The 25290-nt window shown below is 41.6% G+C and carries 22 protein-coding genes; 12 read left to right on the top strand and 10 right to left on the bottom strand.

All coding sequences use genetic code 11. From position 1 onward, the window contains the following. From BACFIN_RS23510 to BACFIN_RS02765, 9 genes are all read left to right on the top strand, one after another. Positions 1-196 (top strand): hypothetical protein (locus tag BACFIN_RS23510; RefSeq protein ID WP_007757296.1); only part of this gene is annotated, 196 nt, incomplete at its 5' end. Between the two features lie 22 nt (positions 197-218). Beyond that, positions 219-1712, top strand: coding sequence for a DUF5687 family protein (locus BACFIN_RS02730; protein ID WP_007757294.1), 1494 nt, complete (start codon positions 219-221; stop codon positions 1710-1712). 40 nt (positions 1713-1752) lie between these two features. Then, positions 1753-2457 carry an ABC transporter ATP-binding protein gene (locus BACFIN_RS02735; RefSeq protein ID WP_007757293.1) on the top strand — a complete coding sequence of 235 codons (705 nt, stop codon included), beginning with the start codon at positions 1753-1755 and terminating at the stop codon, positions 2455-2457. Positions 2458-2483: 26 nt separating this feature from the next. Beyond that, complete coding sequence (locus tag BACFIN_RS02740) at positions 2484-2996, top strand: C40 family peptidase (protein ID WP_007757291.1); 513 nt, start codon at positions 2484-2486, stop codon at positions 2994-2996. 23 nt (positions 2997-3019) lie between these two features. After that, the gene (locus BACFIN_RS02745; RefSeq protein ID WP_007757290.1) at positions 3020-3658 is read left to right on the top strand and encodes an HAD-IA family hydrolase; all 639 of its coding nucleotides are present in this window, start codon (positions 3020-3022) and stop codon (positions 3656-3658) included. A gap of 140 nt (positions 3659-3798) precedes the next feature. Further along, the gene (gene rplU, locus BACFIN_RS02750) at positions 3799-4116 is read left to right on the top strand and encodes a 50S ribosomal protein L21 (RefSeq protein WP_007757288.1); all 318 of its coding nucleotides are present in this window, start codon (positions 3799-3801) and stop codon (positions 4114-4116) included. Positions 4117-4138: 22 nt separating this feature from the next. After that, positions 4139-4402, top strand: a complete 264-nt coding sequence (rpmA, locus tag BACFIN_RS02755) for a 50S ribosomal protein L27 (RefSeq protein WP_007757287.1) — start codon at positions 4139-4141, stop codon at positions 4400-4402. A gap of 146 nt (positions 4403-4548) precedes the next feature. Next, positions 4549-5823 (top strand): serine--tRNA ligase, encoded by a 1275-nt coding sequence (serS, locus tag BACFIN_RS02760; RefSeq protein ID WP_007757283.1) that lies wholly within the window; start codon positions 4549-4551, stop codon positions 5821-5823. Between the two features lie 139 nt (positions 5824-5962). Further along, positions 5963-8263: a bifunctional dihydroorotate dehydrogenase B NAD binding subunit/NADPH-dependent glutamate synthase gene (locus BACFIN_RS02765; protein ID WP_007757281.1), complete on the top strand. Its 2301-nt coding sequence runs from the start codon at positions 5963-5965 to the stop codon at positions 8261-8263. A 103-nt stretch (positions 8264-8366) separates the two neighbouring features. Here the strand turns inward: BACFIN_RS02765 and panD are convergent, their stop codons facing one another. Next, positions 8367-8720 carry an aspartate 1-decarboxylase gene (panD, locus tag BACFIN_RS02770; protein ID WP_007757279.1) on the bottom strand — a complete coding sequence of 118 codons (354 nt, stop codon included), beginning with the start codon at positions 8718-8720 and terminating at the stop codon, positions 8367-8369. Between the two features lie 18 nt (positions 8721-8738). Beyond that, on the bottom strand, positions 8739-9584 hold the full coding sequence (gene panC / locus BACFIN_RS02775; RefSeq protein WP_007757277.1) for a pantoate--beta-alanine ligase: 846 nt from the start codon (positions 9582-9584) through the stop codon (positions 8739-8741). A 142-nt stretch (positions 9585-9726) separates the two neighbouring features. Between panC and BACFIN_RS02780 the strand changes: the two genes are divergently transcribed. Together BACFIN_RS02780 and BACFIN_RS02785 are read left to right on the top strand one after the other, a co-directional pair. Next, positions 9727-10566 carry a glycogen/starch synthase gene (locus BACFIN_RS02780; RefSeq protein WP_007757275.1) on the top strand — a complete coding sequence of 280 codons (840 nt, stop codon included), beginning with the start codon at positions 9727-9729 and terminating at the stop codon, positions 10564-10566. A 21-nt stretch (positions 10567-10587) separates the two neighbouring features. After that, positions 10588-12165 carry a DUF4270 domain-containing protein gene (locus BACFIN_RS02785; protein WP_007757272.1) on the top strand — a complete coding sequence of 526 codons (1578 nt, stop codon included), beginning with the start codon at positions 10588-10590 and terminating at the stop codon, positions 12163-12165. 161 nt (positions 12166-12326) lie between these two features. Here the strand turns inward: BACFIN_RS02785 and BACFIN_RS02790 are convergent, their stop codons facing one another. From BACFIN_RS02790 to BACFIN_RS02800, 3 genes are read right to left on the bottom strand one after another with little or no spacing between them, the layout of a single operon-like run. Further along, positions 12327-13736 carry a glycoside hydrolase family 57 protein gene (locus tag BACFIN_RS02790; protein ID WP_007757271.1) on the bottom strand — a complete coding sequence of 470 codons (1410 nt, stop codon included), beginning with the start codon at positions 13734-13736 and terminating at the stop codon, positions 12327-12329. Positions 13737-13753: 17 nt separating this feature from the next. Next, the gene (locus BACFIN_RS02795) at positions 13754-15022 is read right to left on the bottom strand and encodes a glycosyltransferase family 4 protein (protein WP_007757270.1); all 1269 of its coding nucleotides are present in this window, start codon (positions 15020-15022) and stop codon (positions 13754-13756) included. Between the two features lie 17 nt (positions 15023-15039). After that, entirely contained in the window at positions 15040-16977 is a 1938-nt protein-coding gene (locus BACFIN_RS02800; RefSeq protein ID WP_007757269.1) for a glycogen debranching enzyme N-terminal domain-containing protein, read from the bottom strand. 214 nt (positions 16978-17191) lie between these two features. On the opposite strand from BACFIN_RS02800, the gene BACFIN_RS02805 reads away from it, so the two are divergent. Then, positions 17192-17827 (top strand): rhomboid family intramembrane serine protease, encoded by a 636-nt coding sequence (locus BACFIN_RS02805; RefSeq protein ID WP_032839909.1) that lies wholly within the window; start codon positions 17192-17194, stop codon positions 17825-17827. A 179-nt stretch (positions 17828-18006) separates the two neighbouring features. Here the strand turns inward: BACFIN_RS02805 and BACFIN_RS02810 are convergent, their stop codons facing one another. The 5 genes from BACFIN_RS02810 to BACFIN_RS02830 are packed head-to-tail and all read right to left on the bottom strand — an operon-like array spanning position 18007 to position 25284. After that, a complete protein-coding gene (locus BACFIN_RS02810; protein WP_007757267.1) occupies positions 18007-19128 on the bottom strand; it encodes a DUF4972 domain-containing protein in 1122 nt (373 codons plus the stop codon). Positions 19129-19153: 25 nt separating this feature from the next. Beyond that, positions 19154-20317, bottom strand: coding sequence for a glycoside hydrolase family 99 protein (locus BACFIN_RS02815; RefSeq protein WP_007757265.1), 1164 nt, complete (start codon positions 20315-20317; stop codon positions 19154-19156). 30 nt (positions 20318-20347) lie between these two features. After that, positions 20348-22585 carry a GH92 family glycosyl hydrolase gene (locus tag BACFIN_RS02820; protein ID WP_007757263.1) on the bottom strand — a complete coding sequence of 746 codons (2238 nt, stop codon included), beginning with the start codon at positions 22583-22585 and terminating at the stop codon, positions 20348-20350. A gap of 15 nt (positions 22586-22600) precedes the next feature. Beyond that, the gene (locus BACFIN_RS02825; RefSeq protein WP_032839915.1) at positions 22601-23293 is read right to left on the bottom strand and encodes a DUF3823 domain-containing protein; all 693 of its coding nucleotides are present in this window, start codon (positions 23291-23293) and stop codon (positions 22601-22603) included. A 32-nt stretch (positions 23294-23325) separates the two neighbouring features. Further along, positions 23326-25284 carry a RagB/SusD family nutrient uptake outer membrane protein gene (locus BACFIN_RS02830; protein ID WP_007757260.1) on the bottom strand — a complete coding sequence of 653 codons (1959 nt, stop codon included), beginning with the start codon at positions 25282-25284 and terminating at the stop codon, positions 23326-23328. Positions 25285-25290: the final 6 nt, after the last annotated feature.

Here is a 25290-nt window from a genome sequence, read left to right as displayed (position 1 = left end):
AGATGCACAGAAAGAAAACGGTTACTGGCTTAATAATCTGGACGAATACTTCTATACAGGTATCGACAATACAAAAGATTACGAAAAGATAGTCAACAGCATTACAGCAAAAGAAGTACAAGACTTCCTCGCTAGGCTGCTGAAACAGAACAACGAAATTCAAGTTGTAATGACTATGCCGGAAGAAGCCAAATAAAATTCTCTAGCATATCAACAGAATGATGATATTCAACGAATTACGCAAACATGGAAGGCTCGCCGCCAAACGGCATCCGATGTATGAAAAGAACAAAGTAGCTAAAATACTCGGTTATGTCATGGGCGCATTCTGGGCCGGTTACCTGATATTCTTCGGTACGACGTTCGCGTTCGGTTTTTCAGATATGGTTCCCAATCGGGAACCATATCACGTTATGAACGGCGTAGTTTTGATTTTTATCCTGGCACTCGATTTCCTGTTGCGTGTTCCGTTCCAAAAGACACCGACACAGGAGGTAAAGCCCTACCTCCTGCTGCCGGTTAAACGGAATCGCGTCATCGACTTTCTTCTTATCCGTTCCGGACTTAGTCTGTTCAACCTGTTCTGGTTATTCCTATTTGTCCCTTTTTCTTTCATCACCATTACCAAATTCTTTGGTACCATTGGAGTCATTACCTATCTCATAGGCATTTTACTTCTGATTATCGCTAACAATTACTGGTATTTGCTTTGCCGGACACTTATCAATGAACGTATTTGGTGGATTCTGTTACCCATCGTTTTTTACGGTGGAACAGGGTGCCTTCTTTTAATTCCCCAAGACAGTCCGCTCTTCTATTTTTTCATGGATCTGGGAGACGGATATATTCAAGGGGACATCCTCTATTTTCTCGGCACGATACTGGTCATCATCCTTCTATGGCTGATCAACCGCAAGATTATGTCCGGACTTATCTATGCCGAATTATCTAAAGTAGATGATACCCGGATCAAGCATGTTTCCGAATACAAATTCTTCGAACGTTACGGAGAAGTTGGCGAGTACATGAGACTAGAACTAAAAATGCTCCTACGCAACCGCCGTTGTAAGGGCTCACTGCGCAGTATCACCATCGTAATTATAGCCTTCTCCACCCTGCTCAGTTTTTCGAGTGTCTATGACGGTAACGTCATGACCTCCTTTATCTGCGTTTACAATTTTGCCGCTTTCGGAATGATCATCCTATCACAAATAATGTCATTCGAGGGTAATTACATCGACGGATTGATGTCTCGCAAAGAATCAATCAGAAGTTTGCTTAAAGCTAAATACTACATTTATAGTATAGGCGAAATCATTCCTTTCCTATTGATGATTCCCGCCATCATCATGCACAAACTGACTCTGTTAGGTGCTTTCGCCTGGTTTTTCTATACCATCGGCTTTATTTATTTCTGTTTTTTCCAACTGGCTGTTTACAATAAGCAGACAGTCCCCCTCAACGAAAAAGTAACAAGCCGCCAAACCAACAGTGCGATACAGATGTTAGTCAACTTTGGAGCATTCGGTGTCCCGCTTATTTTATACAGCCTATTAAATACGTTTTTAGGTGAAACGATTACTTACACCATCCTGTTGGTAATCGGGCTTGGTTTTGTCCTGACTTCTCCGTTATGGATCAAGAATGTATATCATCGCTTCATGGAGCGGAGATATGAAAATATGGAAGGTTTCAGAGACAGCCGCCAATAAAAAGTTCATGAATCATTAACCCATATAAACATAGAAAGTCATGATTGCCATTGACAGACTTAGAAAGAATTTCGGTGAAAAGGTTGCGGTAGATATAGAACACTATGAAATCAATCAAGGTGATATGCTCGGCTTGGTAGGAAACAACGGTGCCGGAAAGACAACACTTTTCCGATTAATGCTCGACCTATTAAAAGCGGACAACGGGAAAGTAGCGATCAATGACATTGACGTAAGCCAAAGCGAAGACTGGAAAAGCTTTACAGGCGCATTTATAGATGACGGTTTTTTGATTGACTATCTTACTCCTGAAGAATATTTCTACTTCATCGGAAAGATGTACGGATTAAAAAAGGAGGAGGTGGACGAACGCCTGGTTACTTTCGAACGCTTCATGAACGGAGAAGTGATCGGACACAAGAAACTGATCCGTAATTACTCCGCCGGCAACAAACAGAAAATCGGTATCATCTCCGCCATGCTTCATCATCCGCAATTATTGATATTGGATGAACCGTTCAATTTCCTCGATCCCAGTTCTCAGTCTGTCATCAAACATCTGCTGAAAAAATATAACGAAGAATACCGGGCAACAGTCATAATCTCCAGTCATAACCTGAATCATACGGTAGATGTATGTCCTCGAATAGCTCTGCTGGAATATGGGGTAATCATCCGCGATATAACCAACAAGGACAATTCAGCCGAAAAAGAGCTGGAAGATTATTTTAATGTGAAAGAATGAGGAAATTTACTATTTAAGAATAAACGATGAAAACAAAATTCAAACTGATACTTATTCTAGTAGGGCTGACTGCCATGCTCAGTTCCTGCCGCACCTCCGCTCCACGTCTGGATTATCAGGCATTGGCACGGGCTTCTATCCTATTAGGGGTGGACATCAATATGGAAGATAACCACAAGCTCTATCTGGAAGCGGCCAATTGGATAGGAACTCCCTATCGTGGAGGTGGAGACTCAAAGAGAGGTACTGACTGTTCCGGCATGGTTTATCAGATATATCGTAAAGTATACCGCATTCAAGTGCCACGCAACACGGAGGCCCTGAAAAGCAGGAGCAACAAGATAGCCAAACGAAACCTGAAAGAAGGAGACCTGCTCTTTTTTACCAGCAACCGCTCTAAAAGAAAAGTAGCCCATGTCGGCATCTACCTGAAGAATGGAAAGTTCATTCATGCCAGCACAAGTAAAGGAGTAATAGTCAGCAGGCTAAGTGAAGATTACTATAACAGACATTGGATTAGCGGAGGCAGAATCCGCTAACAATCAAACCCCAAAGTTCCTCTATGAATTATAAAACCTATTTATTTGATTTCGACTATACCCTGGCCGATTCGTCACGCGGCATCGTTAAATGCTTCAGAATCGTACTTACCCGTCACCAATATTTGACAGTCACTGATGAAGCTATCAAACGTACTATCGGTAAAACACTCGAAGAATCTTTCAGCATTCTGACCGGAGTGACCGACCCGGCACAACTTGCAGCCTTCCGACAGGAATACAGGCAGGAAGCAGATATACACATGAACGTGAATACCTGTCTTTTTCCCGACACATTATCGACATTGACAGCGCTGAAAAAACAAGGCGCCCGTATCGGCATTATCTCTACTAAATATCGTTTTAGAATAGTAAGCTTTTTGGAAAAGTATATGCCCGAAGATTTTCTGGATATTGTGGTGGGCGGAGAAGATGTGAAAGCCGCCAAACCTTCACCGGAAGGAGTACGATTTGCTTTGGAACATTTGGGTAGTGCACCTCAAGAGACTTTGTACATCGGAGACAGCACCGTTGATGCGGAGACTGCCTGCAACGCCGGAGTGGACTTTGCCGGAGTACTCAACGGAATGACTACCGCAGAAGAACTGCAAGCTTATCCACACAAAATCATCATGAGAAATCTTGAAGAGTTAGTCCGATAGCAAAAAAATAAAAGAAATATTTGCCGGGTATGAATAAAAATAGTACTTTTGTGCCCGATTATTCCGCAACGGGTTCGACAAAGAGTTCTCTAAGTGATTAAAGACCACCCGCCGGAGCTAACTTATACATTATATATAAGATGTACGCAATTGTAGAAATTAACGGTCAGCAGTTTAAAGCAGAAGCTGGTCAGAAGTTGTTCGTTCACCACATCGAAGGTGCAGAAAACGGTTCAACAGTAGAATTTGAAAAAGTTCTTTTGGTAGACAAAGACGGAAACGTAACAGTAGGTGCCCCTATCGTAGAAGGCGCTAAAGTTGTTTGCCAGGTTGTATCAAACTTGGTTAAAGGTGACAAAGTACTTGTTTTCCACAAGAAAAGAAGAAAAGGTTACAGAAAATTGAACGGTCACCGTCAACAGTTCACTGAGTTAACAATCACAGAAGTAGTAGCTTAATCAATTTAAAAAGTAAGAAGAAATGGCACATAAAAAAGGTGTCGGTAGTTCTAAGAACGGCCGCGAATCAGCAAGTAAGAGATTAGGCGTTAAGATATTTGGTGGCGAAGCTTGCAAAGCAGGCAACATCATCGTTCGTCAAAGAGGTACTGAATTCCATCCGGGTGAAAACATCGGAATGGGTAAAGACCACACTCTTTTCGCTTTGGTAGATGGTACAGTTAGTTTCAAGGTAGGCAAAGAAGACAGAAGATATGTTTCTGTTGTTCCTGCAACTGAAGCGTAATTGCATTACAGAAAATATTCAAGAGAAGGAGATGTAATCCAAGTGATTGCATCTCCTTTCTTTTTTATGTCAGTTTTCATTGCTTGGTTCTTTGTTTTTTCTTTATCTTTGCATCCATTAAACGAAAGTTCATTAAAAGTATAGATATGCTTACCATTAAACAAATTACAGAAAACACAGAGGCGGTTATCCGCGGACTGGAAAAGAAGCATTTCAAAAATGCAAAAGAGACAATCGACCAAGTGATTGCTTTAAACGACAAGAGACGTACTACACAAAATCAATTAGATAAAAACCTGGCAGAGGTCAACTCGCTTTCGCGTACTATCGGACAACTGATGAAAGAAGGCAAGAAAGAAGAGGCTGAATCTGCACGTGCCCGCGTTGCCGAACTGAAAGAAGGTAACAAAGAATTGGATGCTGTCATGACACAAGCTGCAACAGAAATGCAGAACGTGCTCTACACGATCCCCAATGTTCCTTATGACAGTGTACCTGAAGGTGTAGGAGCAGAAGACAATGTCGTAGAAAAGATGGGGGGCATGGAAACAGAACTTCCTAAAGATGCGCTTCCTCATTGGGAATTGGCTAAAAAATACGACCTGATTGATTTCGATCTGGGTGTAAAAATCACAGGTGCAGGTTTCCCTGTATACAAAGGTAAAGGCGCACAACTTCAACGTGCCCTTATCAACTTCTTCCTGGACGAAGCACGCAAGTCCGGATATACCGAAATCATGCCGCCGACAGTTGTCAACGCTGCTTCCGGTTACGGCACAGGACAACTTCCCGACAAAGAAGGACAAATGTATCACTGCGAAGTAGACGATTTATATCTGATCCCGACAGCAGAAGTCCCTGTGACAAACATCTATCGTGACGTAATTCTGGAAGAGAAACAGCTACCGATTATGAACTGCGCATACACTCAATGTTTCCGTCGCGAAGCAGGTTCATACGGCAAAGATGTGCGTGGCCTGAACCGCCTGCACGAATTCTCCAAAGTAGAATTAGTCCGTATCGACAAGCCGGAACACTCTAAGCAGTCTCATCAGGAAATGCTTGACCACGTAGAAGGTTTGTTGCAGAAACTGGAACTTCCGTACCGCATACTTCGCCTTTGCGGTGGCGACATGAGTTTCACCGCTGCGCTCTGCTTCGACTTTGAAGTATATTCGGAAGCACAGAAACGCTGGTTGGAAGTAAGTTCCGTATCCAATTTTGATACTTATCAGGCCAACCGCCTGAAATGCCGCTACCGTAACGCGGACAAGAAAACCGAGCTTTGCCATACATTGAACGGTTCGGCATTGGCACTCCCCCGTATCGTTGCCGCTTTGCTCGAAAACAACCAGACTCCGGAAGGTATCAGAATCCCGAAAGTACTGGTTCCATATTGCGGCTTTGACATGATAGACTAATAAAAGAGCAAGTATATAAAGAGCCACTCATCAAAAGAGTGGCTTTTCTTTTTGTTTTTCGTAAATAAGCTGTATCTTTGCCGAAATTTATAACATTCTGATAGCAGTTACGTAATAAAACCAACAAAATAATTAGATAATGAACAAAATCATTAGCAAAGAACGCTTTTCTGAGAAAGTATTCAAATTTGAGATTGAAGCTCCTCTGATTGCTAAATCTCGTAAGGCCGGACACTTCGTCATCGTGCGTGTAGGCGAAAAGGGAGAACGTATGCCTCTGACTATAGCCGGTTCTGACGTAAAGAAAGGCACTATTACCTTAGTAGTACAGGAAGTCGGGCTTTCTTCAACCCGTCTTTGTGAGCTGAACGAGGGTGATTACATTACGGATGTAGTAGGTCCGTTGGGACAGACTACACACATAGAGAAGTTCGGAACAGTAGTTTGTGCCGGTGGTGGTGTAGGTGTTGCTCCGATGCTCCCCATCGTACAGGCTTTGAAAGCTGCCGGAAATCGTGTGATTACCGTATTGGCGGGACGTAACAAAGACCTTATCATCCTGGAGAAAGAAATGCGTGAAAGTTCCGACGAAGTAATCATCATGACGGACGACGGTTCATACGGTCGCAAAGGTTTGGTGACGGAAGGTGTGGAAGAAGTTATCAAACGCGAGAAAGTGGATAAATGCTTCGCCATCGGTCCTGCAATCATGATGAAATTCGTTTGCTTGCTAACCAAAAAATATGAGATTCCGACCGATGTTTCACTAAACACCATCATGGTGGACGGAACAGGTATGTGCGGCGCTTGCCGTATCACCGTAGGAGGAAAAACAAAATTCGTTTGTGTAGACGGTCCCGAATTTGACGGTCACCAGGTTAATTTTGACGAAATGCTGAAACGTATGGGCGCATTCAAGAATATCGAACGCGAAGAAATGCACAAGCTGGAGTCAGAATGTGAAGCCACTAAAGAAATAGACGAAAACAGCCGTAATGCAGCCTGGAGACAGGAGTTGCGCAAATCAATGAAACCCAAAGAGCGTACAGCGATTCCTCGTGTAGAGATGAATGAACTTGACCCGGAATACCGTTCACACAGCCGCAAAGAAGAGGTAAATCAAGGTTTGACGGCAGAACAGGCAGTTACAGAAGCCAAACGTTGTCTTGACTGTGCTAATCCGGGATGTACCGAAGGCTGTCCGGTAGGTATCGATATTCCTCGTTTCATCAAAAATATCGAGCGCGGAGAGTTCCTCGAAGCAGCCAAAACCTTGAAAGAGACAAGTGCGCTTCCGGCTGTTTGCGGTCGTGTTTGCCCGCAGGAGAAACAGTGTGAATCAAAATGTATTCATCTGAAAATGAATGAGAAGCCGGTCGCTATCGGTTATTTGGAACGCTTTGCCGCTGATTACGAACGCGAAAGCGGACAAATTTCAGTACCTGTCATCGCTAATAAGAACGGTATCAAAATAGCAGTAATCGGTTCCGGACCTGCCGGACTGGCATTTGCCGGTGATATGGCTAAGTTTGGCTATGATGTAACTGTATTTGAGGCATTACATGAAATCGGTGGTGTATTGAAATACGGTATTCCCGAATTCCGTCTGCCCAACAAGATTGTAGATGTAGAAATAGACAACCTTGTGAAGATGGGGGTTAACTTTATCAAGGACTGCATCGTAGGAAAAACAATCAGCGTGGAGGATTTGAAGGCAGAAGGTTTCAAAGGTATATTTGTCGCTTCCGGTGCGGGACTGCCGAACTTTATGAATATTCCCGGAGAGAACTCGATCAACATCATGTCTTCCAACGAATATCTCACCCGTGTCAATCTGATGGACGCAGCCAGTGAAGAATCCGACACTCCGGTAGCTTTCGGCAAGAATGTAGCGGTTATCGGTGGCGGAAACACAGCTATGGATTCTGTTCGTACCGCCAAGCGTCTGGGTGCCGAACGTGCCATGATTATCTACCGCCGTTCGGAAGAAGAAATGCCCGCACGTATCGAGGAGGTAAAACATGCCAAAGAAGAGGGAGTAGAATTCCTGACACTCCATAATCCCATCGAATACATAGCCGACGAACAGGGATGCGTAAAACAGGTAGTCCTGCAAAAGATGGAATTAGGTGAACCGGATGCTTCCGGACGTCGCAGTCCTGTACCCATTCCCGGAGCAACAGAAACAATAGACATCGATCTGGCCATCGTCAGTGTAGGTGTATCTCCCAACCCGATTGTTCCGAGTTCTATCAAAGGGCTGGAATTAGGACGCAAAGGAACGATTGCCGTTAATGACAATATGGAATCTTCCATTCCCATGATTTATGCAGGCGGTGACATCGTGCGCGGTGGAGCTACGGTCATTCTCGCCATGGGAGACGGCCGCAAGGCTGCTGCTGCCATGAATGAGCAACTAAAAGCAAATGCCGGTAACTAACCGCCGACGCTTGCTTCAGCATAATAAAAATAGAATAAGGAAAGCCCCGTTTACTTGATGTAGACGGGGCTTTCCTTATTATTCAAATATCAAAGATACTTTCCTACTTTACCACTTGGTTTGTCTCAGGATCTGGGAAAATAACTGTCGGTTTAAACGACTTGGCTTCTTCAAAATCCATCAGTGCGTAAGACATGATAATAACAATATCATCCGGTTGCACCTTACGTGCCGCAGCACCATTCAGACAAATCTTGCCCGAACCGCGTTCACCTTTGATAATGTAGGTTTCAAAGCGCTCACCGTTATTGTTATCGGCAATATACACTTTCTCACCCGCAATCATGTTTGCAGCGTCCAGCAAATCCTCATCAATCGTGATGCTACCCATGTAGTTTAAATTAGCTTCCGTGACGCGCGCGCAATGAATTTTCGACTTCAACACTTCAATCATCATAAGGTTTCGTCTTTTTAGTTATTCTTTATATTTAATGTTATCAATCAGTCGTACTTCCCCGCAGAATACGGTGATACACCCTACCGCATAAGAAGTATTTTCCCAATCATTTATCTTCTGCAATGTATTTCCGTCTACAATCTCAAAGTACTCCAAACGCAAGCCCGGTGCAGCTTCAATCGCATCTTCCACCATCTTTTGCGTCTCACTTACCGTATGAGTGGCCGCAAAGTTACGACTTTTAAATAATGTGCGGGAAATATTTAAAGCATTTTCACGTTCTTCTGCAGACAAACGTTTGTTACGGCTACTCAATGCCAACCCGTCTTCTTCACGTACGATCGGGCAACCCACAATCTCCAAAGAATAATTTAATTGCCGAACCATCTCACGGATAATCGCCAACTGCTGGAAATCCTTCTCACCGAAATAAGCCCTATCCGGCTGCACTGCGTCAAACAGCTTGCTGACAATCTGGCAAACGCCATTGAAATGTCCCGGACGGAACGCTCCTTCCATCACAGTATCCAACGGAGCATAACTGAACTGACGGGTATCCGGTTCCGGGTACATCTCGCTCACCGAAGGAGCAAAGACCAATGCTGCCCCACATTCTTCCAACAAGCTGCAATCAGCCTCCAACGTACGCGGATATTTCTCTAAATCGTTTTTATCGTTAAACTGTGTGGGATTCACAAAGACACTCACTACAGTTACACCATTCTCACTTACGCTGCGCTTTACCAGAGATGCGTGTCCCGCATGCAAAGCACCCATTGTAGGAACCAATCCTACCTTTTTACCCTGGACTTTCAGTGCCGACAATTCGGCCTGTAAGTCCTTGATAGTGTGCACTACTTTCATTTTCGTCTATTGGTTTATGTTTTACTCGTTTGCAAAAACTCTGCAAAATAAACTAATATTTGCCACATAAAGAAAGAATATCTTATTTAATGTGTCTTTTTTTTCGTATCTTTGCACAATATTATAGAGAACTATTGTTATTATGACAAAGGCGAATAAAGTTTTATTTATTACTCAAGAGATTACACCTTACGTTTCAGAATCCGAAATGGCCAATATAGGTAGAAACCTTCCACAGGCGATCCAAGAAAAAGGCCGTGAAATCAGAACCTTTATGCCCAAATGGGGAAACATCAATGAACGCAGAAACCAGTTGCACGAAGTGATTCGCCTTTCCGGTATGAATCTGATTATTGACGATACTGACCATCCCCTGATTATAAAAGTCGCTTCCATCCAATCTGCACGTATGCAGGTATATTTCATCGATAATGATGATTATTTCCAGAACCGTTTGCAGACAGCAGACGAAAACGGTGTGGAATATGATGATAACGACAGCCGCGCTATCTTCTATGCACGCGGCGTACTGGAAACGGTGAAGAAGTTACGCTGGTGTCCGGATGTAATTCACTGTCACGGCTGGATGACTGCTTTGGCTCCTCTTTATATTAAGAAAGCCTACAAAGACGAGCCTTCCTTCCGTGACGCTAAAGTAGTATTCTCGGTTTATGAAGACGACTTTAAAAATACACTTAGCGATGACTTTGCAACTAAATTGATGTTGAAAGGTATCACAAGAAAAGACTTGGGTGATTTGAAAGAACCGGTAGATTATGCTGCTCTCTGCAAACTAGCTGTTGATTATTCCGATGGAGTAATACAAAACAGTGAAAAAGTGGACGAATCTATTATTGAATATGCCCGCCAATCAGGCAAGCTGGTACTTGATTACCAAAATCCGGAAAACTATGCAGACGCCTGTAATGAATTCTACGATCAGGTATGGGAAGCCGCTGCCGACAATAACAAAGAAGAATAAAAAATTCAAGATACGACAATCATGAAAGCAAAATATGCCTTAATAGCTTTACTGGCAATCACTTTTTGGAACTGTGATGATAACACAGCCGGATTAGGACTGGGAATGTTTCCGGGAAGTGACCAGAATATTAATGGAAAACTAACGACATTTGATGTAACAACCCAATCTATTCCCGTTGGAGAAGTTTATGCCAAAACAAATATCGGGTATGTGGGTAAGTTTACAGATGAAATATTCGGGACTTATCAAGCAGGCTTTTTAGTCCAGCTTAACTGCCCGGAAGGTATGACTTTCCCTGAAGCCTTCAAAGGAGATTACAATAGTGGTACTGGAAAGATGATAGCAGACTTCAACAATGTAGAAGAAAGCGTACACAAAAACTACACTACTATTAAAGACGGAGAGACTTCTATCGGCAACTGTCAGATCAATATTTATCTTTGGTATGACAGTTACTTCGGAGATTCTTTGACTGCCTGCCGCTTGAGTATGTATGAATTGGACAAAAAAAAGGAAGGTACCAATGAATATTGGTACAAAGATCCTAATGCTTACTATACCAATATCGACCCCGATCTCTATTATGATAAAGAGACAAGTTTATTAGGTAGAAAATCTTACACGGCAGTCGATTTATCCGTCAGTGATTCTATACGTAATCTTTCAACCTACACTCCTTATGTCAAAATCACGTTAGATAAGGCAAGAACGGAAGAGTTGGGCAAGGAATTATTAAAAGAAGGACGTACGAAAGATTTGTATAAGAAATTTCAAGATATATTTCCCGGATTATATGTCGAAAGCGATTACGGAGACGGTACTATTCTCTACGTTAACGCTGTACAAATGGATGTAGCATTTCTGGAACACGCCAGAGACAGTATAACAGGTGCCAAATTGCGCACATCCTTAGGGAAGGATTCCGTAGTATATGCCGGCCGCTCTTTCACATCCACACGTGAAGTTATTCAAGCAAACAAATTGGAAAATGGTACGAAAATAGAAGAGTGCATTGACCGAAAAGACTGTACTTACTTAAAAAGTCCCGCAGGAATATTCACAGAGGTAACACTTCCTATTGAAGAAATATCGAACACACTTGGAAGTGATACGCTGAATGCCGTTAAATTAAGCATTCCTATCTACAATGAAGCAACAAGCGACAAGAAATTCGGAATGTCCGTTCCGCGAAGTGTCCTGTTGATACGTAAAAAATACAAAGACGATTTCTTCAAAAACAATGAACTGAGTGATGGTATAAAATCATCCCTGTTTGATTATTCATCTTCTACAGGAAATCTCACCGCATACACATTCAACAATATCACGCAGATGGTAAACAACTGTCTGGCTGATAAAGATAAAGGAGAAGACTGGAACAAATTTGTACTTATTCCGGTACTTGTAACTAAAGACTCTTCTGCAAACAGTAATTATGGAACTTCGTCCAATGTAATCAGCATACAACACGATTTAAAACCCGGTTATGCACGTTTAAAAGGGGGAGCTAATGCAACAGATCCCACTTTATCCGAGGATGAACAAGATAAATACAAACTAAAACTTGAAGTTATTTCTACAAACTTCAATAAATAGAACACTATAAAAGAACTTACAGAAACAGCGCAGGTTGCATTAATGCAACCTGCGCTGTTTCTGTATAGCCATAGAGTATTCCCCATAAAAGCACATTACAAAGCCGCGGACGGAATCGCATCCTGTCCGCGGCTTTGTGTATAACAAGAATTTACCTCTTCTTACTTTCCAGTCGTTTTCTTAGGTCTTCCGGCTGTCTTTTTCGGTTCAGTTTCAGTCTTTTTAACAGCGACCTTCTTTGTTGTTGCCGACTTTGCAGTCGTTTTTTTAGCAGCAGTTTCCTTAGCCACCTTTGCCTGCAATTTCTCAACCATCTTCTCTAGTCCGGTAATTTCATCTCCCTGATTCTTGATCGTAGTCAGCAAAGAATTAAGTTCTTCGCTATCCACATCGGCAGGATACAATGCATCCACCCGTTTGATGAAATCGGCCAAGATATTCATATAGTTCGTGAACGCATCATAAGGAGAGTCATAAATACCGCGATTCAGCCAGATACCCGTATTCTTCGTCGTCATGAAACGGAAGTTGTTGCTTGCCTGCAAATAATCCCAGTCCTGCTTGATACGCCGGTCATCACTCAGATGAACGCGTTCCGCCACACTATACAATTTGTTGAAAGCCTCACGTTGCATGACATTACCTAACCAGCAACTGGTATCTCTTTCCTCATCCACCCATGACATAGGATAGGCAACGTCAAGCTGAGATACAGATTTCAGTTTCGTCACAATTTCGGTCGGTGTAGAGAAAGTAATACCTTTCGCTTTTGCACATTCCGGCAAAGCTTTCAGGAATTCAAGAATATTGGAAGATAACGGCTGAGCCATACCAAGCGCACTCAACTCCATAAAGATATTGATAACCTGTTCTTCCTGTGGCAACGCATCAATCCAACTGATATACTTATCGGCAAACAGAGGATATTCCGCCCAATCCGAGTTGGAGAAACGCAAACTGATATCATCCGACAACTTAAAATCTCTCAACAGAAGTTTGAGACTGGGAGCCTGATTGCAGTGATATACATAATGCGGACTCTTCCATCCCAATATATGCTTAGCACCTTCCGTCAACATTCCTTTGAAGCCCATAGAAGCCACCAATCCACCAATATCGTCCGAGTAAATCAAACTGGAATTACGGAACACTTTCGGTTCTTTGCCAAACATCTGTTTCATCTTATTACGTTGGCGAATCACCTCCTCACGGAAACAATCCTCGTTAGCAAGTGAGGACAGACCGTGTGAATAAGGTTCGCAAAGGAACTCGCAACAACCGGTATCGTTCAACTGATGCAACAAATCAATTACTGCCGGAGCATGGATCTCCAACTGTTCCAAAGCCACGCCCGAGATAGAAAGCGCCACTTTGAAAGCGCCAGCCGAATTCTTAGCCATCTCAATCAATGTACTGAGAGCAGGAATATATGAACGTTCGGCAACCTCGTTCATACCCGTTTCATTCGCGTAATCATCGTAATAATAATGGTCATTACCGATATCGAAGAAACGATAACGTTTCAAATGTATAATTTGATGTATTTCAAAATAAAGACAGATAGTTCTCATTTTTGTATATTGTTTCGTTATTTACCATAGTTTCTTAACACATCCTCGTAAAGGGCACGAATTCTCAGGCCTACCTTTTCCCAAGTAATTCCGTCCACTTCCCGTTTTCCTTCTTCCTGCAGATATTGGAAAAGAGACGGATTAGTACAAATGGAATAAATCGCATCGGCCATCGCATGAATATCCCAGTAATCGGTCTTAATCACCTTATCAAGAATCTCACCACATCCCGACTGCTTTGATATGATGGAAGGCGTTCCGCATTGCATAGCTTCCAACGGGGCAATACCGAAAGGTTCTGATACCGAAGGCATAACGAATACATCACTATTCTTATAAACCTCATATACCTGCTTGCCTTTCATAAATCCCGGGAAGTGGAAACGGTCGGCAATGCCACGCTCGGCAACCAGATTGATCATGGCATTCAACATATCACCCGAACCTGCCATCACGAAGCGGATGTTACGGGTACGCTGCAACACCAGAGCGGCAGCTTCCACAAAATACTCAGGACCTTTCTGCATAGTGATACGTCCGAGGAAAGTAACCACTTTCTCTTTCGAATGGTCGGGACGCGGAATATCCAGCAGTTCCTGCGACAACGGATAAACGGCATTGTGCATGGCAAACACTTTTCTTGGATCCTGATGGTATTCATTTATCACTGTACGCCGGGTAAGCTCGGACACACACATGATACAGTCGGCATGATCCATACCGTTCTTCTCGATCGAATAGACAGTCGGATTGACTTTTCCGCGAGAACGGTCAAAATCCGTAGCATGCACATGGATACAAAGCGGTTTTCCGCTCACCATCTTGGCATGCACACCGGCAGGATAAGTCAGCCAGTCATGTGCATGGATAATGTCGAACTCCTGCTGACGGGCTACTACTCCGGCAATAATCGAAAAATTATTGATTTCCTCATGCAGATTACCGGGGTAACCTCCTGCAAACTCCATACATCCCAAATCATTGACATGCATATACGAGAAATCGGCATAGATATGGTCGCGGAAAGCATAATACTCTTCCGGTGACGTATATCCCTGCAAGCGTGACTTCAAATAGTCATAATTGACATCACGCCACACAACAGGCACCTGGTTCATGCCGATTATTTTCAAGAACTTTTCTTCTTCACCACAAGGCTTAGGCATACAAAATACTGTTTCCATATCACCCTGCAAGCTCAATCCTTTAGTTATTCCGTAAGAAGCAACTGCAAGACCACCATATATTTTCGGGGGGAATTCCCATCCAAACATTAAAACTTTCATCTTCGTTCCTCCTTTCTTTAATAATATTTAGACAGCAGCTTCAAAACACGCAATATTTCCGCTACATTCATGGCAAACGACACGGCGCCACGTCCTCTGAAAGGCGGATTCCCGTCAAATAGCTCGGCAATGGACCCCACACAATGGCTGGTCATTTCATCATCATAGCTAATCAACTGACGTTCGACGAACGACAGTCCGCTGGTCTTATAAATCCGTAAATAAGCCTCCAGATAGAATCCCATCAACCAAGGCCAAGCTGTTCCCTGATGATAAGCATAGTCACGCTGTACCTGCGGACCTACATAATTCGGATTGTATCCCCCACTCTTCGGGCTCAGCGAACGAATCCCCTTAGGAGTGAGCAATTCTTTGGTTACGATATCGAGCACCTGTTTCTTCTGCCCCCGGTCCAGAGGAGAATAATCAAATGCTACGGTAAATATCATGTTCGGACGTACACTCCAGTCCATCATATTGCCGTCTACATAATCGAGCAAATATCCATATTCGTTACGGAACACCTCCACGAATGATTTACCGGTCACTTCGGCCTGCGCATCAAGTTCATCTGCAAGGATTACATCACCACCTTCGCGTACCAAATCAGCCACAAAGCGCAACGCATTATACCACAACGCATTAAATTCAACAATATATCCCGTACGCGGAATCACCGGATGACCGTTTACCGTAGAGTTCATCCAAGTAATCGCCTTCTCCGTACCGTTGGCATACAACAGTCCGTTTTCATGCAGGAAAAGGTTGTCATGCTTCCTTTGACGGATAAATACCATGATATCTTTCAAAAGCTCTCCATATTTCTGGCGGCACTGTTCGCGCGAAGTTTCTTTGGTATATTGCTGCAAAGCCCATACAGCCCACAGCAACACATCTGGGTGTTCCATTTCATAAATTTTGTACCCCACAGGTTCTTCATTGATGAAGTTACGGATTGCCTTTTCCGCCGTTTTCATCACATCTTCAAACTGATCTATCTCGTCAATGGCAAGTGTCAGTCCCGGCAAAGCGATGAACATATCGCGCGCCCGACATTTGAACCACGGATAACCGGCGAGAATATAGTGTTCGCCCTCCTGCTGATTGTGGAATTGATGAGCAGAGTTCTCCAAACAGTGGTAGAAACTATCACGCGGTGTACGATCGGCCACTTCCGCTTCAAATGTCTGTTTCAGCCTGCGAGTCGTCGTTTCTGAAATTCCGGCAGAGAAAACAATGCTTTCTCCTTTCTTTATATCTACTTCAAAATAACCAGGTACATAAAGATCTTCATTGAAGTCATATCCGCGCTCCTGTTCCTTCGGATATTCGATTCCCCGATACCAGTCGGGCTGGAAATGGAATTCACATTTTTTATTCAACTGCATATAAAGTTCCGGATATCCGGGATACATACAAGTCTTGATTCCGTTCTCCACTAATTGATACTCACGGCTCGCCTGAGCGTTTTCATGGGTATATTCGCGTACACTTCTGAAAGCAAGAAACGGCCGGAAACGCAAAGTTGTCGCCGAATGAGCGTCCAGCAACGTATAACGAATCAGGATTCTATTTTCATGATGTACAAAGATTTTTTCTTTGCGGAGAATCACACCTCCAACACGGTAAGTTGTCGCCGGGATATGTTCACAATCAAATTCACGGATATACTTGTGCCCGTTAGGACTGAAGTTATTTCCTTGATATTTATGCAATCCCAAGTTAAACTCTGCACCGTGTTGAATTACCGTTTCATCAAGAGAAGATAGCAGCACATGATTTTCATCGTCTATATTGGGGATAGGAATCACCAACAGGCCGTGATATTTGCGTGTGTTACAATCAACAATCGTTGTACAATGATAAGCTCCTGCCTTGTTCGTCCGAAGAATTTCTCTTTGAAGAGACTCTTCGAGATTCGTCATGAGGGTCTTGTCAAATCGTAAATAACTCATAGTTGTGCATTATTTAAAGGTTAATTATTGGTCATTATATCGTATACCTATTTATTGTTACATACCGTATATATTGGCTGTAGCAGCATATACAATAGGTATAACGCCCAAATGTACAAATTATAGATAAAAACAAAAATAAAAAGGCTTTTTATTTTCAGATTTTGTGCAAATATTCGTAGTATTGCGTAAAATATCTAAAGAAAAGAATGTCATGAAGCAAGATATTCAGCGTATCATGCTGGCTACAGCAAAGCCTTTGTTCCTTATTTTTATTCTCTATATACTCAAGATTATGGAAGTCGGGATGGACTGGGACTTCTCTCGCTTGGGGGTATATCCTATGGAGAAACGGGGACTGACCGGCATTTTAACCCATCCGCTGATACACAGCGGGTTCAGTCATTTATTAGCAAATACAATCCCTTTATTCTTCTTGTCATGGTGTCTTTTTTACTTTTACCGGGGAATAGCCAGTAAAATTTTTATTCTCATTTGGCTCGGAAGCGGACTACTTACTTTTCTGATCGGAAAACCGGGATGGCACATCGGTGCCAGCGGACTGATCTATGGCTTTGCCTTCTTTCTCTTTTTCAGTGGTATTCTCCGCAAATATGTTCTACTCATTGCCATCTCTTTACTTGTCACCTTTTTATATGGAGGAATTATATGGCATATGTTTCCTTATTTCTCCCCTACCAATATGTCGTGGGAAGGACATCTTAGCGGAGGAATTATGGGAACGCTCTGCGCTTTCGTTTTCGTAAATCACGGACCGCAACGGCCGGAACCTTTTGCAGATGAAATGGAAGAGGAAAATAATGAAGAAGAGAAAGGAAAAAGCCCTTAAAGGGCTGAAATAGCAGAGTAAACAGACCACATTTAATTTATCAAATAAAAGTAAAGCTGTCAAAAGCCTGTTTTACTATCTGATTGATTAGAGACAAAATATCCCAAACATAGTAAATCCAAACTTCTGACAGCCTCAAAAAGCTTCTGCCCTACCAAAGGAAACAGATAAAGAATCTTTTATTCCAAAGGAATCCACTTATACTCTCCAAGCAACTTAGCAGAATATTTGCCTGTCAAATCAGGTATATTAGTATCATCCTCCACTGTTGCATCAAACTCCCATCCACAAACTAAATCATCTTCCTGTCCTGTAACCTTAATTTCCTCATTCATCAGCTTTTTAATTTCTCCCTGTGACTTGGCAGATTTCCAAAGATGGAAATGTTTGATATATCCAGATAGTTTCCAGTCATTTGTCATACCAAGATTCCCCCCCATATGTCTAAAAGCAATCATAGATGTTCCCAAATCATTCGGATTATAAGGATTACCATCAAGCCCTGTCGCCTGATCCTTCAATTCGCCATTCATATACACTTTTACAACAATAGGTTTTCCTTCTGAATTAACATCTCCATCAACTCCTTTCTCGTTAATAACTGCTGCAAAATGAACCCATTTCTCTGTCGTACTGAAATCAATGCCAGGTTCCAACAATCCCCAATTATCCATTCCCAACGACATACGTAGTCTCTTATTATCAAAGTTATTAATTACCCATCCTTTTCTATAATGTCCGGGACTATCTTCGATAAAGACATCCACCACACTACCAAAACCGGAAGTATATTTCAACTTCACCCACAACTCAACAGTAAAAACTTGTTCACCAGTATTACCAAACTTAGAATAGTTCTCACTTGCTCCAAAATCAATATACCCGTCATTTTGTCCGTCTACATACAATTCTGCAGCTACAGAAACATATTCTATAATCACAGTTGCTTTAAAATCCTCCATCGCTTTTTTAGCAGCCTGAATCAATTCATCCACTTTCTCCTGTGAAGGATTAGTCTCTTCTCCGTTTTCAATTTGCCGGATACTCTTTTTTATCTGGATTAATACCAGTTCAAGTATATCCCTGCTCTCTTCCGGATACATTCCCGTCTTATTTCCATACTGCGATCCATCCCTCAATGTTTCCAGCTGATTTTGATAATCAGTCAGTTGGCTTATAAAAGCTACTGTGTCTACCTTTAGCACATTATCGTCGTCATCAGAACAAGAAATAGAACATACTGATATAAACAATGCATATAGCATTATTAACAACATCTTTACTTTTGTGACTTTTTTCATGGTTTATTTTTATTAACAAATATAATTATTGTTTGCTTTCTCTAAATTTCCCAACCCAGTACGCAGTGCGGGTGAGATAATAATCAGGTTCACGGTTCTCATAATCCAAATAAGTAAACTCGGAACTTGTGTAAGGCACAGCCGGTTCTATCTGGCTCCCTTCATGCCATTCATTAAAGGAGGTAATAGAAATAGCCGAAACCCCAGCTTCAATGGCCTTTCGATACATAGCGTCATAATACTGCCCATCCGTTCTATTCCGGATTACCGAACCATTCCAAGGACGTATACGTGTGTCTATATATCCGGGACCCACACTTGGAATAAATATCTTACCATTTTCCTTTGCCCATTTTTGCATACTTACCCAATTAGTCGGGGTAGAACCATACGTGAACCCGGTAGCTGCAAAATATGTATAGAAACCATCAAAATGAGCATTCAAAATAAAAGGCCGTTGCACTGTCGGACTAGAAGTCCATAATCCAATCATCAAAGCATCATAGGCTGTATTTCTGATTGTAATGGAGCCACCAGGACTTAATAACTTTTCCCATTCACTAGGTTCGATTAAATAAGAGTCATAAATAAAAAACAAAGGTTTGCCATCCTTTCTGTAGAAGGCCGGGTGATTTCCATACCTCGTTATCAATTTAACTATGTTCTCCCGAAGATTCTGCACATTTCTGCTGGGATATGGCTCCAAGTGAAAACATACTTTTATTTTTTTCTTATCTGCTGCATCCAGTATAAGACCGATTCTCTTGGCTTCAGTCTCATCCTGTTCATTCCACCAGGTAAGTGCCAACACTCCGGTACGCGCCATAACAAACATATCCATATGTTTGGCCAAAATATTAGGATCACTACTACTATATCTTCCTAATTGAGGATAAAAATTACTGGCTATACTCTCCTGTGTACCCGGAATGGTCCCCGGATTCTGACCGGATCCACCATTAGGATCGGGTGCTATAGCATGGGCCCAATGTTTATATTGACCGTCAATAGCCTCACTTCCATACCAATCATAATAAAAGCAGAAAGTATCATAATCCAACTCTGTACCTAAATTATTATTTCCTCCGTTATTCTCCGAATTAGAAGGATTATTATCATCTTCTTTGCTACAACTTTCCAATGAAAGTGACAAGAAAAAAATCATCATAAAAAAGAGTCTCTGCATCATAATTGATTTAATTTTAATTATTCATATTCTTTATTTTCTCATTTCAAATGAAGGAGGGACAGACTGGTCTTGAGACGCCCACTCCTTATTGGGATAGGCCCCCATCGTTACTTCTAATTTATTTCCCTTCATCAGTTCCTCATGACTAAACCAAGATTTATCCCATTCCACTCCATCCAGCTTAACCGATTGAATGTATTTATGTTTCGGCGAATAATTATGGCAATATACTTCAAAGGTTTTGTCATCACTCAACTGAATTTTTGCCCGTTCAAACACCGGACTTCCAATGACATATATAGGTAATCCTGGCGTAACCGGATAAAAACCTAGCTGCGAGAAGACAATAAATGCACTCATGCCACCACCATCCTCATCTCCCGGCATCCCCATCAAATCATTTCTAAACCATTCCTCCAGTAATGTCCTAATCTTTTTCTGGGTCATCCAGGGTTTATTGGCATAGTTATATAAGTAAGGAATATGTAAACAAGGTTCATTTGCCATAGAAAACTGTCCGACATTACCTGTATGATCAGGAAAACGGGAGAAAAATTCATACTTGCTTTTTCCTAAAGGAGTATCAAACATCTTTTCCAGCTCATCAACAAACGCCTCTTTCCCTCCCATCAGTTTGATAAGATCCGCTACATTATGGGGGACATCCCAACGATAAACCCATCCATTATTTTCGCCATAATAATCCCTTCCACCCATTCCACCGGAATAACGATAATCAAACGGAGTGATAAAATTTCCTTCACTATCTTTAGGATGAAAAAATTTTGTTTCTGCATTAAACAATTGATGATAGTTCAAACTTCTTTGCAAAAAGTAATTGTAATCCTCTTTATTATCCAGCAGTCTGGCTATTTGTGCCAGACACCATTCATCGTACACTGTACCTAATGTCACAGCAACAGCTTGCCTTTTCTCAAAACTATGTACTTCGGAAACAACTTCCTCTTCACCAGAAGCTAACGCCGGAAAATATCCGTTTGACACATAAAAAGAATCTAGCTTTCCGGCTTCCATATCCGACCACGGTGCTAATGTCTTTTCAGTGATAGCATTTTTACAAGCACGATATGCTTCCTTTAAATCGAAATCCGTAATTCCTTTTACATAAGCATCAAGTACAGTAGCCACCCCATGATTTGAATTCATCCGTCGGCTATCACCTGTTATCTCCGGAAAAGTAGGCATCCAAAAATGTTTCATCTGACCAGCCATCCGGATAAAAGACTGAATCATATATTTCTCGCGTTCCGGTTCCAGTAATATTCTCAATGGATGGGTAGCTCTATACGTATCCCAGATCCAATCATCAGTATAAAAAGGAACACCGCTATCCTGATGAACCTGATTGTCAAAAGCACTATAATACTGTCCATCTTCAGAAAGACAAACCATTCGTTCATATGTTCTGTATAAAGAAGTATAGAATATAGTCTTACTATCCTCACAGTTTCCCTTTACCTGAATCTTTCCAAGAGCATCATTCCAAATAGTTCTACCTGTTCGTGTAAGAGTTTCCAAATCCTTTCCAGCCACTTCGCGTTCCATATTTTTTTTCGCCTGATCTACACTTATAAAAGAGATTCCATAACGAAGATTAATCCTTTTATCATTCTCTGGAAATTTCATTACGACAGTATTTCCTTCTTCCGTTTGTAAAGGAACCACGTCCGTTTCCAGATAAAGATACACTCTTGTCTCATAGGAACCGATTTGCTGATAACCAAAAACTTTGTTTTTCTCTACATGCAACTCTCCATTTGTCGCCCCGATCAAAAGCCCAGGTTGCCCTGTCCGGAAATCTAATTGATATAAAGCCGACTGATGAGAAGGGACATATTTTACCTCTATATCATAGTCACTCAAAAAAACACTGTAATAATAAGGCTTGATCTTTTCATTATCGTAATTATACAATATAAAAGAAGACCTACTACCCTTCTCTAAACTATCACAAAAGCTATTGAACGGATTGATAGAGAAGGCCGAATTTCCTCTATGACTTGTCACTATCACAGGTAATCCCTTCAATTTATTACTTGTATAATCCTCCCTTTGAGGATATATTCGTAACATACTGTTAGGTAAATGGACAGTCGGATAAGTCGGTACCAACAAGTGACTAATATTTCCCATATATGGATTTACGTAATCAACAGGAGCTTTTATCTCCACACATCCTCCAAACGAGAAAAGTGGTAACAACAAAAACAGTCTGTATGCAAGGCAATCTTGTATTTTTCTTTTCATAAATGTCCTATTCCTTTATAAGTCGATTTCTACTGCAGGAGAATAATTATATTTAGCTTCCGACGTACTGCTCAATGCTCCGATTCTGAAAAAATAACTATGTTCCCGTTCAATTCCAGTAGTCTGGCTCAAATCCATGCTCAATTCGTACTCCGTCAAAGGTGATACAGCAGTATTTATTTCACTACTCACTTTAGCTGTCTGGATATTACTACTTACATGGGACTCTGTATGTGCAAATAGAGCGATTGTTTTTACCGGATCTACCGTATATTGCTGTAAACTGAATTTTGCTACTACTTTATTACCTTTATATCTAATATCAGGATTCACGATACGTATGTAAGGCAGAACCTCAAACACCTTATAATTCTTTCCTTTATTAATTCTAAAATCAATCGTATCTTGAGGAATATAATTCCCCTTATTCAGAATTATTTTGTAATCGCCCGCAAACATGAGATTATTTTGGAATGTTCCGTCATTTTTAACAGCCATTGCCTGAACAGGAGGATTGTCCCATCCGAGTTCAATAAAATAAATCTGCGAACCTCTGATTATCTCTTGCTCCACCAACTCACCTGTCTCCATATCCCGGATTTCCCCACCGAATGTAGCATTTGGGGCTATATCCAGATTGTCCTTTTCACATGCTACAAAACATATGGAAAAGAATATTATTTTCAATAAATAAAAAGTTGCTTTCATATTTTCTGTCTTTAAAGTAAAGTTTTGATATATCAAGGATTCTGAACAAGTCCGTTACTACCGGTACCAGGAATATCCTGATAGTACCAGGAATAATCAAACGAATGTTTGTTCACTCCAGGAGCATCCATGCGTACAAAGATGTATTTAGGAGTTTCTCCTCTTAAATCGAGGAACGGAACCAAGGATTTCTTTATTCGGTTCTCATATTCCTTATGAAATATCCTCCAACGAATCAGATCCCATCTGCGTCTATTCTCAAAAGCAAATTCAACAAAACGCTCTTTACGTACATTCTCTATTGTTAATGGAATTTCGTCTTTGTGTGCAGCTCGCTTTCTAACAGCATTAAGCGCTTTTTTCCCTTTTTTCAGCTGTTCACCCGTTGCAGACGAATGTTCTATGGATGCTTCCGCATAATTCATCAGAATCTCAGCATAACGAAATTCGATCCAATCTGTAAATCCCTTATTCCACTCAGAAGTCACGTCTTTACTTTCCTGCAAGAATTTGCGAAGAAGAAAACCAGAACGGGTGTAGTTACCACCAACAGAACTAAATCCCGAATACATTTTCTGATCCTGCGCACCAAACGAATAGTAGGTCTTTCCATCTTTCCCCTGAGTACTGGCATCTGTTCTGAACACATAACTTCCATCGGGACGAATAAATCCTCCCTGAATAATGATTTTCTGTCCCTTCCATTGCGTACCCGGAAGAATCATAGTAGCCCACATACGAATATCCTTATCATTGAATATTTCATAAGGAGCATCCATTGGATAAGAATAATAGTTAGCATTTCTGTCAAAACCAGAAAAAATTTCATTATTATCCACACGAGTACGGATAGGCTTACTTAATCCTTGCCCGTCATCCGTATAATCTTCATAAATATCGGCCAGATCTAACGAAGGATTCATACGTCCCGGATGCGGCCAGCCGTTTGCTACCTGATTAGGACGATACCAAATATCATAATTGTGTGCAAGTTGGGTACCAGATGTATATCCTTTAATAAAAATAGGTTCCTTCGTTCCATTCAATACACTGCTTGGATCCTCAAACAGTTTTTTATAATTTACGATAGCTTCGTCTCTGCTTTGAGGTTCTGCACCATATAAACCATACAACCCACTCTTCATTATTTCATCAGACGACTGCATACAAATTTCATAATAACGATCTGCTTCCGAAGCATCAATACCCACAAGTTTCTGTTCTACAGCCGGCCCCGACAGACCCACATAAGGCTCATGAGTATATTTGGCAATCGAAGCTGCATATAAAGCTGCCCGAGACTTCAGTGCCAATGCAATCCATTTATTAGCACGACGAGTATCTTCTGAAGACTCACTTAGTTTCCGGATAGCGTCATCACAATCGCTCAAGATAAAATCCCATGTATCCTTTTCTGTGCTGCGGGGCACTTTCAATTCTTCTACATCTCCATTATACACCTGAACTTTCTTGATAATCGAAACTCCACCATACCGCTTTGCCAAAGCAAAATATGTATATGCACGTAGAAAAGCTGCTTCACCCTCCAATAATATTTTTTTATCATTGGAAGTATTCAACGTAGGAATCGTTTCCAACAGGTTATTAATATCCCTTATCAATGTGTAAATACCAACAGAAGCATTATACAAACCTTTATCATCCGTATATCTTTCCCAAAAATTAAATCCTTCACTTCCCCATTCGTCGAATTCAGAATGCATAGCTTCGTCACAGTACATAGCAGCAGCCCGTCCACCATTATTCGGGTCAGTATTCCCAATTCCCAAATTAAAGCCCTTATCAATCGCATAAGAGAAGTCCTCGATAGGAAGACGGCCGTAAAGATTTGCCATGTGCATCGCAATCCCCTCTTCAGTAGTCAGGACTTTGTCTGCAACCACCTTATTATTAGGCTCTATATCCAGAATATCCGTACATCCTGCAAAAAGAAGAGCCATATTCAGCAATAATATAATCTTATATTTCATAATCTA

This window comes from Bacteroides finegoldii DSM 17565 (assembly GCF_000156195.1).
GTDB lineage: Bacteria > Bacteroidota > Bacteroidia > Bacteroidales > Bacteroidaceae > Bacteroides > Bacteroides finegoldii.
The sequence above is the reverse complement of the archived record's forward strand: the minus strand, read 5'-3'. Positions and strand labels throughout refer to the sequence as shown.

Bases quoted from the DNA above. Each gene is read 5' to 3' on its own strand.
- BACFIN_RS02730 (WP_007757294.1), top strand. From the start codon at position 219: ATGATGATATTCAACGAATTACGCAAACATGGAAGGCTCGCCGCCAAA.
- BACFIN_RS02735 (WP_007757293.1), top strand. From the start codon at position 1,753: ATGATTGCCATTGACAGACTTAGAAAGAATTTCGGTGAAAAGGTTGCG.
- BACFIN_RS02740 (WP_007757291.1), top strand. From the start codon at position 2,484: ATGAAAACAAAATTCAAACTGATACTTATTCTAGTAGGGCTGACTGCC.
- BACFIN_RS02745 (WP_007757290.1), top strand. From the start codon at position 3,020: ATGAATTATAAAACCTATTTATTTGATTTCGACTATACCCTGGCCGAT.
- rplU (WP_007757288.1), top strand. From the start codon at position 3,799: ATGTACGCAATTGTAGAAATTAACGGTCAGCAGTTTAAAGCAGAAGCT.
- rpmA (WP_007757287.1), top strand. From the start codon at position 4,139: ATGGCACATAAAAAAGGTGTCGGTAGTTCTAAGAACGGCCGCGAATCA.
- serS (WP_007757283.1), top strand. From the start codon at position 4,549: ATGCTTACCATTAAACAAATTACAGAAAACACAGAGGCGGTTATCCGC.
- BACFIN_RS02765 (WP_007757281.1), top strand. From the start codon at position 5,963: ATGAACAAAATCATTAGCAAAGAACGCTTTTCTGAGAAAGTATTCAAA.
- panD (WP_007757279.1), bottom strand. From the start codon at position 8,720: ATGATGATTGAAGTGTTGAAGTCGAAAATTCATTGCGCGCGCGTCACG.
- panC (WP_007757277.1), bottom strand. From the start codon at position 9,584: ATGAAAGTAGTGCACACTATCAAGGACTTACAGGCCGAATTGTCGGCA.
- BACFIN_RS02780 (WP_007757275.1), top strand. From the start codon at position 9,727: ATGACAAAGGCGAATAAAGTTTTATTTATTACTCAAGAGATTACACCT.
- BACFIN_RS02785 (WP_007757272.1), top strand. From the start codon at position 10,588: ATGAAAGCAAAATATGCCTTAATAGCTTTACTGGCAATCACTTTTTGG.
- BACFIN_RS02790 (WP_007757271.1), bottom strand. From the start codon at position 13,736: ATGAGAACTATCTGTCTTTATTTTGAAATACATCAAATTATACATTTG.
- BACFIN_RS02795 (WP_007757270.1), bottom strand. From the start codon at position 15,022: ATGAAAGTTTTAATGTTTGGATGGGAATTCCCCCCGAAAATATATGGT.
- BACFIN_RS02800 (WP_007757269.1), bottom strand. From the start codon at position 16,977: ATGAGTTATTTACGATTTGACAAGACCCTCATGACGAATCTCGAAGAG.
- BACFIN_RS02805 (WP_032839909.1), top strand. From the start codon at position 17,192: ATGAAGCAAGATATTCAGCGTATCATGCTGGCTACAGCAAAGCCTTTG.
- BACFIN_RS02810 (WP_007757267.1), bottom strand. From the start codon at position 19,128: ATGAAAAAAGTCACAAAAGTAAAGATGTTGTTAATAATGCTATATGCA.
- BACFIN_RS02815 (WP_007757265.1), bottom strand. From the start codon at position 20,317: ATGATGCAGAGACTCTTTTTTATGATGATTTTTTTCTTGTCACTTTCA.
- BACFIN_RS02820 (WP_007757263.1), bottom strand. From the start codon at position 22,585: ATGAAAAGAAAAATACAAGATTGCCTTGCATACAGACTGTTTTTGTTG.
- BACFIN_RS02825 (WP_032839915.1), bottom strand. From the start codon at position 23,293: ATGAAAGCAACTTTTTATTTATTGAAAATAATATTCTTTTCCATATGT.
- BACFIN_RS02830 (WP_007757260.1), bottom strand. From the start codon at position 25,284: ATGAAATATAAGATTATATTATTGCTGAATATGGCTCTTCTTTTTGCA.